Raw genomic sequence first — 12,712 nt, 5'->3', positions numbered from 1 at the left:
GGGCGACACGTCGGCGACACGCGTCTGACTAGGGTGGAGGCGTGTTCGACCTCGTGATCGTGGCCAACCGACTGCCCGTCGACCGGATCAAGCTGCCGGACGGGAGCAACGGCTGGCGCACGTCCCCGGGCGGCCTGGTGACCGCCATCGAGCCCGTCATGCGCAGCAACCACGGCGTGTGGATCGGCTGGCCCGGCGGCACGGACGGCGACGAGGAGCTGTTCCAGGCCGACGGCCTCGACCTCGCGCCGATGTCGATGAGCGCCGAGGAGATCGAGCTCTTCTACGAGGGCTTCTCCAACGGCTGCCTGTGGCCGCTCTACCACGACGTCGTCGTGAAGCCGGAGTTCCACCGCGAGTGGTGGGACTCCTACGTCTCGGTCAACCGCCGCTTCGCCGAGAAGGCCGCGTCGCTGGCCGCCGAGGGCGCGACGGTGTGGGTGCAGGACTACCAGCTGCAGCTGGTGCCGCAGATGCTCCGCGACCTGCGTCCCGACCTGCGCATCGGCTTCTACCTGCACATCCCGTTCCCGCCGGCCGAGCTGTTCCAGCAGCTGCCGTGGCGCCGCCAGATCCTCGAGGGCCTGCTGGGTGCCGACCTGGTCGGCTTCCAGCTGCCGGGCGCGGCCCAGAACTTCGTCCGCCTCGTGCGCCAGCGCGTGGGCCACAAGACGCACCGCGACCTCGTCTACCTGCCCGACGGCCGCACCGTCCGCGCCGCCGCCTTCCCGATCTCCATCGACGCCAAGGGCTTCGAGGACATGGCCCGCGACCCCGAGGTCGAGTCCCGGGCGGAGGAGATCCGCGAGGCGCTGGGCAGCCCGCGCACCGTCTTCCTCGGTGTCGACCGGCTCGACTACACCAAGGGGATCTTCGCCCGCCTGCGCGCCTTCTCCGAGGTGATGAAGGAGGGGCACTTCGGCGTCGAGGACGCCGTGTTCGTCCAGGTCGCGGTGCCCTCGCGCGAGCAGGTCGAGGAGTACCGCATCCTGCGCGACGAGATCGAGCGGCTGGTGGGCCGGATCAACGGCGACCTCGGCGAGATCGGGCGCCCGGCCATCCACTACCTGCACTCCTCCTACCCGCGCGCCGAGATGGCCGCGCTGTACCGGATGGCCGACATCATGGTCGTGACCCCGTACCGCGACGGCATGAACCTGGTCGCCAAGGAGTACGTCGCCACCCGCTTCGAGAACGACGGCGCGCTGGTGCTCTCGGAGTTCGCCGGCGCCGCCGAGGAGCTGCGCCAGGCCTACCTGGTGAACCCGCACGACATCAACGGCATGAAGCAGGCGCTGCGCGACGCCTACGACGCCTCCCCGAAGGAGTCGTCGAAGCGGATGAAGGCGATGCGCAAGACGGTCACCCAGAACGACGTCAAGGCGTGGGCGGACTCCTTCCTGCTCGCCCTCTCCCAGGTCGGCACCCACGAGAAGGAGCCGCGCCCGACCGCCTGACGGGTACGTTGCCGAGTCATGGACCTGCTGCCCAGCCTCGGCCAGCTCAGCACCGCTGCCACCACCCTCGGCCGGCTGGCCGTGCGCCGCGGCCTCGCGGACCTCACCCCGCAGCCCGCCACGGTGCTCCTCGGCACGGACGACGGCGGCGTGCTGGTCCGGCACGACGGCGCGAGCCCCACGGGGCCGGCCGCCGGGGGCGCCCCGGTGGTGCTGGTGGGCCCTCCCGCCGCCCCGGGCCGCGTCTACGACCTGCGCCGCGGCTGCTCGCTGGTCGAGCACCTGCTGGGCACCGGTCGCACCACGTTCCTCGTGGAGCTGCCCGAGCCGCTGGACCCCCGCGTCGACCTGCTCGAGCGGCTGCCCGCCGTGGCCGAGTGCGTCCGGGCCGCCGCGCGGGCCTCGGGCACCGGCACGGTGCACCTGCTGGGCTGGGGGCTGGGCGGTGCGCTGGGCGTGCTGGCCGCCGCGTCGCAGGACCTGCCGCTGGCCTCCCTCACCACGCTCGGCACGCCCTGGTCGCTGGACGCCGTGCCGCTCTCGGTGCCCGCGCGCCCACTGCTGGACTCCTCCGAGGGCGCCGTGCGGCTCGGCTGGCGGGTCACCACCGGGGTCGGCTCGGCCGTGCCGGGCGCCCGGGCGGCCCTCGAGAGCCGGCTGGTGGACACGGTGGTCGGCGCCCCGCTGACCGCCGCCAGCCGCCTGGACGACCCCACCTACCTGGCGCAGCTGGAGGCGGTCGAGGCGCTGCGACGCGACGCCTCGGCCAGCATCGCGCGCGCCGGGCTCGCGGAGCACGAGTACGCCGGTCGCACCTACGGCCAGGCCTACCACCGGCTGCTGGGGCCGCTGGTGCGCGAGGGCGACGCCGCGGTCTCGCCGGCCACCGTGCGCGTGCCGACCCTGGCGGTGGCCGGTGCCACGGACGCGATCGTGCCGCCCGAGGCCGTCCGCTCGCTGGTCGACGCCCTCACCGGCGCCCCCGAGGCGCGGTGGGAGATCGTGCCCGGTGGGCACCTCGGACAGCTGACGGGGCGGGGTGCCGCGACCGGCACGTGGCCGGTCCTCGACGAGTGGTTCGCCGCGCACGACGCGGCGACGCCGCCGGCGTCCGGGCCTGCGCGGGGTCGGCGCCCGAGGGCGGCCACCACGACGAAGACCACGAAGAAGGCGACCACCAAGAAGACGGCCTCCAAGAAGACGGCCTCCGCGTCGGCCGACCGGATCGGCTCGAACCCGACGCGGCGCTACTCCTCGTCCTCCTCCCGCGACCTGGCGCCCGGCTCCCGCGACTGAGGTCGGCGGCACCCTCGGTAGGTTCGGCGCATGAGCGCGCTGACGGGGCTGGTGGACAAGGGTCTGATGGCCGAGGACTGGGCGCGGGCACTGGCACCGGTGGAGCCGCAGGTGGCGGCGATGGGCCGCTTCCTGCGCGAGGAGCTGGCCGCGGGGCGGCACTACCTGCCGGCCGGGGAGAACGTGTTCCGGGCGTTCCGGGCGCCGCTGGCCGGGGTGAAGGTGCTGATCGTGGGGCAGGACCCCTACCCCACGCCGGGGCACCCGATCGGCCTGTCGTTCGCGGTGGACCGCGACGTGTGGCCGCTGCCGCGCAGCCTGGTGAACATCTACTCCGAGCTCAAGGACGACCTGGGCGTCGAGGTGCCCCGCAACGGCGACCTGACCCCGTGGACCGAGGCCGGCGTCATGCTGCTGAACCGGTGCCTCACGGTCGAGCCCGGGCAGCCGGCCTCGCACCGGCGCAAGGGCTGGGAGGCGATCACCCAGCGCGCGATCGAGGCGCTGGTCGAGCGTGGCGGGCCGCTGGCGGCGATCCTCTGGGGTCGGGACGCGCAGTCGCTGGAGCCGATGCTGGCCGGCACACCCTGCGTGCGCTCGGCCCACCCGTCCCCGCTCTCGGCCTCGCGCGGGTTCTTCGGGTCGCGCCCGTTCTCGAAGGTGAACCAGATGCTGACGGACGCCGGCGGCGAGCCCGTGGACTGGCGGCTGCCGCTGGACCACGCGGCCGGCTGAGGCACTGCTGCTCGTCGATGGCTGGACTACCTGACTCGTCAGGGATTAAAGTTGAACCATCAACGAGTTGAGGTGGACATGACTTCGCAGACGATCGACCCGCAGACCGCCCCCGAGGGCCGCATGCCGGCCCTCTTCATCGGCCACGGCGCCCCGCCGCTGCTGGACGACCCGGTGTGGAGCGCCCAGCTCAAGGCCTGGGCGCGGGACCTGCCCCGCCCGAAGGCGATCCTGATCGTGAGCGCCCACTGGGAGTCCGCGCCGCTGACCCTCTCGGCCAGCAACGTGCCGCTGATCTACGACTTCGGCGGCTTCGACCCCAAGTACTTCCGCGAGCAGTACGCGACCCCGGACGCCTCGGTGCTCGCCTACCAGGTGGCCGCGATGATGGCCGACAACGAGACCGTGCACCAGCACCGCTCCCGCGGCCTCGACCACGGCGCCTGGGTGCCGCTGAAGCTCATGTACCCCGAGGCCGACATCCCCGTGCTGCAGATGTCGCTGCCCACCCACGACCCCGAGCGGCTGCTCAAGATCGGCGAGCGGCTGCGTCCGCTGCGCGACGAGGGCGTCCTCATCGTCGGCTCCGGCTTCCTCACCCACGGCCTGCCGTTCCTGCGCGACTTCCGCATCGAGGCCAAGGCCCCGGGCTGGTCGAAGGAGTTCGACTCCTGGGCCGGCGAGGCGATGGCCCAGGGCGACGTGGACGAGCTGGCGCGGTTCAAGGACGTCGCACCGGGCATGCCCTACGCCCACCCCACGGTCGAGCACTACTCGCCGCTGTTCGTCACCCTGGGCGCGGCCTCGGACGCCGGCACCCCCGGCGATCAGGTCATCGGCTCGACCGGCGAGTTCTGGATGGGGCTGTCCAAGCGGTCGCTGCAGGTCGCCTGAGCCCCTCCTGCGCCGGCGGCGTCAGCCGACGGTGATCTCGTCCAGCTCGACGAGATCGGCGGCGGTCGGCTCCCAGCGCAGCGCGGCCGCGTTGGCCCGCACCTGCTCGCCCGAAGTGGCCCCGGAGATGACCGAGGCCACGGCCGGCTGCGCGGCCAGGCCGGCGACGGCGACGTCCAGGACGCTCACGTCGCGGGCGGCGGCGAAGGCCTCGAGTGCCTCGATCCGGTCCCACGGGGCCTCGCCGAGCCAGCCGGCGCGGTCGGGCTCGGCGGCGGCGCGGCTGCCGGCGGGGGCGGCCTCGCCCCGGCGGTACTTGCCGGTGAGCAGCCCGCGCTCGAGCGGGAAGAACGGCAGCAGCCCGAGACCGTGGTGCTCGCAGGCCGGGACGACCTCGGCCTCGACGGTGCGGTCGAGCAGCGAGTACTGGTTCTGCACCGACACGAAGGGCTCCAGCCCTCCGGAGCGGGCCGTCCACGCCGCGTCCGAGACCTGCCAGCCCGCGGCGTTGGAGATGCCGAGGTAGCCGACCTTGCCCTCGTGGACGAGGTCGGTGAGCACCGAGAGGGTCTCCTCGATCGGGGTCACCGGGTCGGGCCGGTGCAGCTGGTAGAGGTCGATGTGGTCGGTGCGCAGCCGGCGCAGGCTGGCCTCGACCGCCCGGCGCACGTAGCGCCGTGACCCGCGGACGCCGTGGTCCTCGCCGTTGGCGCCCTGCATGTCCATGCCGAACTTGGTGGCCAGCACGAAGTCGTCGCGGCGGCCCTGGAGCGCCTGGCCGAGCAGCTCCTCGGAGCCGCCGGGCGGGTTGCCGTAGATGTCGGCGGTGTCGAGCAGGGTGACGCCGACGTCGGTGGCGGCGTCGAGGATGCCGCGGACGCCGTCGAGGTCGACGCGTCGGCTGAACGCGTTGCAGCCGATGCCGACCGCGCTCACCATCAGGCCGGAGTCGCCCAGCGGGCGGTAGGTCATGTCGCTCACGGGCTCGAACCTACGCCGCCCCGCTCGGGCGTCGGCTCATGCGCCAGGATGGGCGGGTGCGCATCCTGTCCGTCCAGTCCTCGGTGGCCTACGGCCACGTCGGCAACTCCGCGGCCGTCTTCCCCCTCCAGCGGCTGGGGCACGAGGTGTGGCCCGTGCTCACGGTGCACTTCTCCAACCACACCGGCTACGGCGCCTGGCGCGGCCCGGTGCTGCCGGCCGAGGACGTGGCCGAGGTGATCGCCGGCATCGAGGACCGCGGCGTGCTGGGCACGGCGGACGCGGTGCTCACCGGCTACCAGGGCAACCAGGGCGTGGGCGCGGTGATCCTCGAGACCGTCGCCAAGGTCAAGGCGCTCAACCCCGATGCCGTCTACTGCTGCGACCCGGTGATGGGCGACGTGGGCCGTGGCATGTTCGTGCTCCCGGGCATCCCCGAGTACCTGCGTGACGAGGTCGTGCCGGCCGCCGACCTGCTCACCCCCAACCACTTCGAGCTGGACTTCCTCGCCGGCGCCACCACCTGCGACGGCGTGGGCACCCGCGCCGCGCTGCTGGACGCGGTCGACGCCGTCCGGGCCCGCGGGCCCCGCACCGTCCTGGTCACCTCGGTGCTCACGCAGGAGACCGCCCCCGGCACGCTGGACGTCGTCGCGGTCGACGACTCCGGCGCCTGGCTGGTCTCGACCCCGCAGCTGCCCATCACCCCCAACGGGTGCGGCGACGTCACGGCCGCGCTGTTCCTGGCCCACTGGCACTCGACCCGCTCCGTCGCCCGCGCCGTCGAGCTCACCACTGCCGCGGTCGCGTCCGTCCTGGACGCCACCCTCGCCGCCGGCACCCGCGAGATCCAGCTCGTCGCCGCCCAGGACGCCTTCGCCTCCCCCTCCCCCGTCCCCGCGGCCACCCGCCTGCGGTAGCGGCCGATAGTGCGCGACGAAAAGCACCGGTTTCGGTCTCCGAGGCAGCCACTTCGTCGCGCACTATCGGCCACTCACGCCGCACGCCGGTAGCCCAGGAACCGCTGCTGCTGGGACGCTGTGAGCGCTCGTCGTTCCTCGACGGTGCTGGTGCTCGTCCACCCCGGCGGAGGGGTCACGGTCCACTCACGCCGAACCCCTGACCGGATCGCCCGCGCGTACGCAGCGCCCAGACGCCCCACGATCGGGCCACGCGCCGCCAGGTCTCCCGCCACGAAGGTCTCGACCTCGAGCCCGAGCGAGCGCATCCGGGCCAGGCGCGCCAGGTCGCCGGCACGCCGGCCGCGGTCCAGGTGGGAATCGCCGTCGTACTCGCCGGCCACGCCGGCATCCAGGTCCAGGAGGTCGGGCGTGGCGACGTGCTGCCCGGCGCGGTCGAAGACCGGACGGTTGGTGACCAGACGCGCCGACGGACGGGCGTCCAGCCAACGCAGGCGGAGGCGTGTCTCCTGGGGAGACCACGAGTTCTCGTCCGAGACGAGCAGGGCCTGACGTGCCTGCTCGATGCCGGTCCAGCTCGGGTGGAGTGCACACCAGAGCACGAGGTCGTCCAGCGTGACCAGGTCCGCTGCCAGCGCCATGTCGACCAGCACGACGGCCTCGGTCAGGGTCGCGGCGTAGCGAGCCGCCCAGCCCACGGCGCGGTCCGGCGTGTGCACGGGGATGCCATCGAGGATGGTGGTCGCCCCCTCGTCCATCCGCTCACGGGTCACGCACATCCCAGGCTGGGGCCGGACGGACATCCGTGCGAGCGCCACCGGGACGTCGAGCCATGCTCCGTCCGCCGAGGTCCCGGTGAACCAGCGACCTCCACCGTGCCAGCGCAGTGCTGCCCAGCCCGTCAGGCCGGCGCCCCGTCCGGGCAGCCGGACGCCCACCTCGAGTATCCGTTGGTCCACCGTCACCGGTACCTCGGCGGGCACGTACAGCCCGTGCCCGGACCGCCGCCACCCGCGTCCCCGGGCCTGTCCGCGGGTCGGACCGTTCTTGCCGGCAGGGTCGACCGGAACGGGGGCGACCAGCCCCCGCTCGCTCCCCGGCGCTGCACCGTCCTGTGACATGCAGGAGTCATGCCCCGTGGTGGGCCGTCGTCGGTGTTCGTCCACAGGCCAGGCGGGAGCTGCCGATAGTGCGCGACGAAAAGCACCACGAACGGCCGGGAACACAGCCATTTCGTCGCGCACTATCGGCAGGGGTGGAGCCGGTGACAGGAGTCGAACCCGCGACATCCTTATTACAAGTAAGGCGCTCTACCAACTGAGCTACACCGGCGAGCCCGGTCGGCACGCACCGCCGGGTCGCGGAGCAGGATAGCGGCGGGTGTCCGGTGACCGAGCACTCACCCGCCCGGTCACCCGCGCGACACACGGGTTCGGCACAGTGTCGCCATGACCGACGCGCTGACCGACCTGCTCCGCCAGCCCCACCACGACGGGTCCCCGCTCTACTGCGACGCCGAGACCCCGACGATCGGCTGGGCGGTCAAGGTGCGCGTCCGCACCGACCCCGACGACCCGACCACCCAGATGTGGATCCGGACGACGTACGACGCCGAGCCGGTCTACCACCAGTGCGTCCAGGTGCAGCGTGACGGCCTGCCCGCGGGGTCGACGTGGTGGGAGGGCGAGCTGCCGGTGCACAACCCGGTCACCCACTACCGGTTCCTGCTGGCCGACGCCGAGGAGAACCAGTCCTGGCTGACGGCGGCCGGGGTGGTCACCCACGACCCGGCCGACGCGCTCGACTTCAAGCTCTCCACCCACGCCGAGGCACCGGCCTGGGGCCGCGAGGCGGTCGTCTACCAGATATTCCCCGACCGGTTCGCCCGCTCCGCGGCCGCCGACGAGCGTCCGACCCCGCACTGGGCCGTGCCGGCCGCGTGGGACGACACGGTCGTCTTCGAGGGCACCGACCCCCGCACCCCGCTGCAGTTCTTCGGCGGCGACCTCGACGGCGTCACCGAGCACCTCGACCACGTCGCCGACCTGGGCGTCACGGTGCTCTACACGACGCCGGTGTTCCCCGGTGAGTCCAACCACCGCTACAACGCCTCCACCTTCGACGGCATCGACCCGCTGCTCGGCGGCGACGAGGCGTTCGAGCGGCTCTCGCACGCGGTGCACGACAAGGGCATGCGACTGCTCGGCGACCTCACCACCAACCACACCGGCGACACCCACGAGTGGTTCCAGCAGGCCGCCGCCGACGAGGACGCCCCCACCCGCGACTGGTACTGCTTCCGCCCGCAAGGCGGCTACGAGACCTGGATGGGCCACCACACCCTGCCCAAGCTGAACTACCAGAACGCCGACATGCGCGCCGCGATGGTCGAGGGCCCGGACTCGGTGGTCGCCCGCTGGCTGCGGCCCCCGTTCGACGTGGACGGCTGGCGCATCGACGTCGCCAACATGACCGGCCGCCTCGGCGTCGTTGACGGCGCCCACGACGCCGCCCGCGCGGTGCGCCGCACCGCCGAGGCCGAGCGCGCGGACGCGTGGGTCATCGGCGAGCACAACCACGACGCATCCGCCGACCTGGACGGCGACGGCTGGCACGGCACCATGAACTACTCCGGCTTCTCCTGGCCCGTGTGGTCGTGGCTGCGCCACCCCGACACCCCCGCCCGCCCGTTCGGCCGCCCGCTCGCGGTGCCGCGCCGCGGCGGCTCGGAGGTGCTCACCAGCCTGCGCGAGTTCGCCGCCCGCTACGGCTGGCGCGCCACCGCGCAGTCGTGGAACATCCTCGGCTCCCACGACTCCGCCCGCATCCGCACCCAGGTGGGCGGGGACGCGGCGGTGCACCGCGTCGCCGCAGGCCTGCAGTTCACGCTGCCGGGCGTGCCGATGCTCTTCGCGGGCGACGAGATCGGCCTCGAGGGCGTCCTCGGCGAGGACTCCCGGCGCACCATGCCCTGGCACCGCCCCGAGTCGTGGGACACCGCCACCCTCGACGCCTACCGCGCCCTGGCCGGGCTGCGGACCTCCACGCCCGCCCTGACCCGGGGCAGCCTGCGCTGGGCCCACGCGGACGACGACACCCTGGTGTTCGTGCGCGAGCACCCCGCCGGCTCGGTGCTGGTGGCCGCGCGCCGGGCCGCGGGCGACGCGGTGGCCCTGCCGGCGTCCGCGATGCTCACCGGTGCCGACGAGCTCGCCGGCGACCTGCTGCTCTCCACCGAGCAGGGCGCGGCCGACCTGAAGGTCCGCAAGGGCACCGTGCAGCTGCCCGCGGGCGGGCCGGGGCTCACCGTCTGGAGCCTGTGAGGCGGAGATCCTCGGCGCCGCCGCGTACCCTGCCCGAGTGGCACTGAGGATCGTCGCCGCCCGGCCGGACCCGGCCATCGTGCGGCTGCCGTGGTCGACCCCGCTCGAGGAGTGGGGCGAGGAGTTCGTCGTCCCCCTGCCCCGCGGCCTGTCGCGGCACGTGGTGCGCACGGTGCGGCTCGGGCAGCGGGTCTACGCGGTCAAGGAGACCCAGGAGCCGATCGCGTTCCGCGAGTACCAGATGCTGCGCGACCTCCAGCGCATCGCGATCCCGTCGGTGGTGCCCCAGGGCGTCGTCACGGGCCGGGTGGACGCCGACGGCGAGCCGCTGCCGGCGGCGCTGCTCACCGAGCACCTGCAGTTCTCCCTGCCCTACCGCAGCCTCTTCACCCACGGCGCCCGCCGCACCAGCCTGCCGCAGCTGGTCGACGCCCTCGTCGTCCTGCTGGTGCGCCTGCACCTGACCGACTTCTACTGGGGCGACGTGTCGCTGTCGAACGTGCTGTTCCGGCGCAGCGCCGGCGAGCTGGCCGCCTACCTGGTCGACGCCGAGACCGGCGAGCTCAAGACCACCCTGTCGCCGGCCCTGCGCGAGCACGACCTGACCGTGGCCTGCGAGAACGTCTTCGCCGAGCTGCTCGACCTCCAGGCCTCGCGCGCCATCGACGACGTCGACCCGTGGGACGTCGTCGACCTCCTGCGCAGCCGCTACACCGCGCTGTGGGACGAGCTGACCGGCACCGAGGCGTTCTCCGCCGACGAGATCTGGCGGATCGAGGCCCGCATCGAGCGCCTGAACTCGATGGGCTTCGACGTCGAGGAGCTCGACATCGTCACCGACATCGACGGCGACGAGGTGCGGATCTCCCCGCGCGTCGTCGAGCTCGGCCACCACCGGCGCGAGCTCCAGTCGCTCACCGGCCTGGACGTGGAGGACAACCAGGCCCGGCGGCTGCTCAACGACATCGCCGCCTACACCGCCAGCCGCGACCTCGGCCGCGAGGACCGCACGCTCGTGGCCGCCCGCTGGATGAGCGAGGTCTACGAGCCCGTCACCACGATGATCCCGGCCGACCAGCGCGGCAAGCTGGAGCCCGCCGAGTTCTTCCACGAGGTGCTCGAGCACCGCTGGTACCTCTCCGAGCAGGCGGGCCGCCACGTCCGCATCCGGGACGCGGCGGCCGACTACATCCGCACGCAGCTGCACGAGAAGCCCGAGGAGGCGCTCGCCGTCGACCCCGACGCCGAGCAGCCGGAGGTCTGAGCGCCCCGCCTCCGGTCCTCAGCGGGTGGCGGACGGGCTCTCGGTCGGGCCGTCGTTGCTGTCCGGCGTCGCCGTGGCCGCGCCCGAGCTGGTGGGCACCGTGTCCGTGGCGACGCCCTCGTTCGGGTCCTCGCCCTCGGCCTCCGCGGCCGCCTCGGCCTCCTCGGTGGCGGTGTCGACGTCCGCGTCGAGCCCGCTGAGCCGCACGTAGTCCTCCACGTCCCACGAGCCGTCCGTCTGCAGCACCACGCCCTGGATGCCCACCGGCACGCCGTCGCGGTAGGTCAGCAGCGTCATCTGCGCCTCGCGCCGCGGCTTGGAGCCGAGCGCGATCGCGTAGGCGGCACCGCCGGTGGTACCGGTGGTGAACGAGTAGCCCAGCTCGCCGTTCTCCCCGAGCACGGCCGTCGGGCCCTCCTCGACGTGGGTGTGCCCACCGAGCACGAGGTCGACGCAACCGCGCTCCAGCGCCGGGTCGCCCATGTTCGCGTCGTGCACCAGCAGCGTGGTGACCCGCTCCTCGGAGTCGCAGGCGGCGTCGGCGATGCGGTCCGCGACCTCGGAGAACGACAGCCCCGACTCGTCGCGCCAGTTGCCCAGGCCCGAGGCCCGCGGGTCGGCGGTGCCGAGCAGCGTCGAGCCGGCCGGGCCCTCGATGATCTGGCCGTCGAGCACGGTCCAGCCGCGGTCGGCGAGGTAGGTGGAGACGAACGTGCCGTTGTCGTGGTTGCCGGAGACGGCGAACCGGGGCAGGTCGGAGAAGGCGGCCTGGAGGGAGTCCAGGGAGAACGCCTCCCAGGTGGAGCCGGTGGACGTGTCGTCGCCGGCGTCCATCACCGCGGTGGCGCCGCCGGCGTCCCCGACCGCCCGGGCCACGGCGTCCATGCCGACGTTGTCGTGCCGGTCGGAGACCAGGAGCACGACCTGCTCGCCCTCGAGCGGGGTGCGGACCGGCAGGTCGGCGGCGTCCTCGGCCGCGGCGTCGTAGAACGCCTTGGACTTGTCGTAGGTGTCGATCGCGGACTCGATGAGCCGCTGGGTCTGGTTGGTGGTCACGTCGCCGCGGATCTCCACGCCGTCGAGCTCGGCGGCCACCGCGCTGGGCAGGGTCACCTCGTCGCCCAGGAAGTCCTGCACGCTCTCCCAGGAGCGGTCGTCGGTGACCCGGCCGTCGTCCGGCCACCACGGCTGCCACCAGCCGAGCACCAACGCCACCGTCACGACGCCGGCCACCGCCCCCTGCCGGGTCGGGATCGCCCGACGCAGCTCACCGCGGCGCCGGCGACCCAGGACGAGCACCACCACGACCGGGAGCAGGCCCACGACCGCGCCGCGCAGCAGCGACTCCTGGGCCAGGTCCACCAGCTCGCCGCGAATCTTCGCCTCGACGCCGTCGGGCGCCGAGGCGAGGTAGGCGTACCGCTTGACCAGCTCGGAGGTGCTGGACGCCTCGGTCTTGCCGAGCTGGAGGTCGATGCCCAGCGGGGTGCCGGTGGCCAGGCGCAGGTCCGGCAGCACCGGGCCGGTGCGCAGCAGGACGTACCCGCTCAGCGTCGGGGTCAGCACCGTGTCGTGGCTGGCCAGGCTGACCTCGCGCTCGGAGCCCAGGAAGATCAGCACGGACGCCGGCGCGGCCACCACCAGCCAGATCGCCGCGAGCACGCCGATGAACGCCGTGCGGCGCCGCCGGCTGTGCGGGCCGGGGGCGTGGTGCGCGGCGTGGGTGGTGGGGTGCTGGGTGGCGTCCGGCTCCGCAGGTTCCGGGGTGACCTGCGGCTCGGTCTCAGGGGTGTCCGGCATAGACCGTCCACGGTACGCGCGCGCACCCGACGACCGCGCATC

Annotated in this window: 10 protein-coding genes and 1 tRNA gene; 7 read left to right on the top strand and 4 right to left on the bottom strand. The window is 73.5% G+C overall.

What is annotated here, in order from left to right; translation table 11 throughout:
• Positions 1-41: 41 nt before the first annotated feature.
• From M8316_RS01870 to M8316_RS01855, 4 genes are all read left to right on the top strand, one after another.
• Positions 42-1,457, top strand: coding sequence for an alpha,alpha-trehalose-phosphate synthase (UDP-forming) (locus M8316_RS01870; protein WP_250051458.1), 1,416 nt, complete (start codon positions 42-44; stop codon positions 1,455-1,457).
• An 18-nt stretch (positions 1,458-1,475) separates the two neighbouring features.
• Positions 1,476-2,753, top strand: a complete 1,278-nt coding sequence (locus M8316_RS01865) for an alpha/beta fold hydrolase (protein ID WP_272494470.1) — start codon at positions 1,476-1,478, stop codon at positions 2,751-2,753.
• 30 nt (positions 2,754-2,783) lie between these two features.
• Positions 2,784-3,488: a uracil-DNA glycosylase gene (locus M8316_RS01860; RefSeq protein WP_250051454.1), complete on the top strand. Its 705-nt coding sequence runs from the start codon at positions 2,784-2,786 to the stop codon at positions 3,486-3,488.
• A 78-nt stretch (positions 3,489-3,566) separates the two neighbouring features.
• On the top strand, positions 3,567-4,382 hold the full coding sequence (locus M8316_RS01855) for a dioxygenase family protein (protein WP_250051453.1): 816 nt from the start codon (positions 3,567-3,569) through the stop codon (positions 4,380-4,382).
• 21 nt (positions 4,383-4,403) lie between these two features.
• On the opposite strand, the gene M8316_RS01850 is transcribed toward M8316_RS01855, so the two are convergent.
• Positions 4,404-5,354 (bottom strand): aldo/keto reductase, encoded by a 951-nt coding sequence (locus M8316_RS01850; protein ID WP_250051590.1) that lies wholly within the window; start codon positions 5,352-5,354, stop codon positions 4,404-4,406.
• A gap of 65 nt (positions 5,355-5,419) precedes the next feature.
• On the opposite strand from M8316_RS01850, the gene pdxY reads away from it, so the two are divergent.
• On the top strand, positions 5,420-6,283 hold the full coding sequence (gene pdxY, locus M8316_RS01845) for a pyridoxal kinase PdxY (protein WP_250051452.1): 864 nt from the start codon (positions 5,420-5,422) through the stop codon (positions 6,281-6,283).
• Positions 6,284-6,357: 74 nt separating this feature from the next.
• Here pdxY and M8316_RS01840 read toward each other — a convergent pair whose 3' ends face one another.
• Both M8316_RS01840 and M8316_RS01835 read right to left on the bottom strand, forming a co-directional pair.
• Positions 6,358-7,056, bottom strand: a complete 699-nt coding sequence (locus M8316_RS01840) for a hypothetical protein (protein ID WP_250051451.1) — start codon at positions 7,054-7,056, stop codon at positions 6,358-6,360.
• 483 nt (positions 7,057-7,539) lie between these two features.
• A tRNA-Thr gene (locus tag M8316_RS01835) sits at positions 7,540-7,615 on the bottom strand.
• A 116-nt stretch (positions 7,616-7,731) separates the two neighbouring features.
• Between M8316_RS01835 and M8316_RS01830 the strand changes: the two genes are divergently transcribed.
• Complete coding sequence (locus M8316_RS01830) at positions 7,732-9,606, top strand: glycoside hydrolase family 13 protein (protein WP_250051450.1); 1,875 nt, start codon at positions 7,732-7,734, stop codon at positions 9,604-9,606.
• A 37-nt stretch (positions 9,607-9,643) separates the two neighbouring features.
• Positions 9,644-10,870, top strand: coding sequence for a DUF4032 domain-containing protein (locus M8316_RS01825; protein WP_250051449.1), 1,227 nt, complete (start codon positions 9,644-9,646; stop codon positions 10,868-10,870).
• 18 nt (positions 10,871-10,888) lie between these two features.
• On the opposite strand, the gene M8316_RS01820 is transcribed toward M8316_RS01825, so the two are convergent.
• Entirely contained in the window at positions 10,889-12,670 is a 1,782-nt protein-coding gene (locus M8316_RS01820) for a metallophosphoesterase (protein WP_250051448.1), read from the bottom strand.
• Between the last annotated feature and the right edge of the window lie 42 nt (positions 12,671-12,712).

It is taken from the genome of Nocardioides bruguierae (assembly GCF_023554635.1).
GTDB lineage: Bacteria > Actinomycetota > Actinomycetes > Propionibacteriales > Nocardioidaceae > Nocardioides > Nocardioides bruguierae.
Note: the sequence above shows the minus strand (reverse complement) of the source record. Positions and strands in the feature narration are given on the sequence as shown.

Coding starts and splice junctions, on each gene's coding strand:
- M8316_RS01830 (WP_250051450.1), top strand. CDS start 7,732: ATGACCGACGCGCTGACCGACCTGCTCCGCCAGCCCCACCACGACGGG.
- M8316_RS01820 (WP_250051448.1), bottom strand. CDS start 12,670: ATGCCGGACACCCCTGAGACCGAGCCGCAGGTCACCCCGGAACCTGCG.
- M8316_RS01860 (WP_250051454.1), top strand. CDS start 2,784: ATGAGCGCGCTGACGGGGCTGGTGGACAAGGGTCTGATGGCCGAGGAC.
- M8316_RS01855 (WP_250051453.1), top strand. CDS start 3,567: ATGACTTCGCAGACGATCGACCCGCAGACCGCCCCCGAGGGCCGCATG.
- M8316_RS01865 (WP_272494470.1), top strand. CDS start 1,476: ATGGACCTGCTGCCCAGCCTCGGCCAGCTCAGCACCGCTGCCACCACC.
- M8316_RS01850 (WP_250051590.1), bottom strand. CDS start 5,354: ATGACCTACCGCCCGCTGGGCGACTCCGGCCTGATGGTGAGCGCGGTC.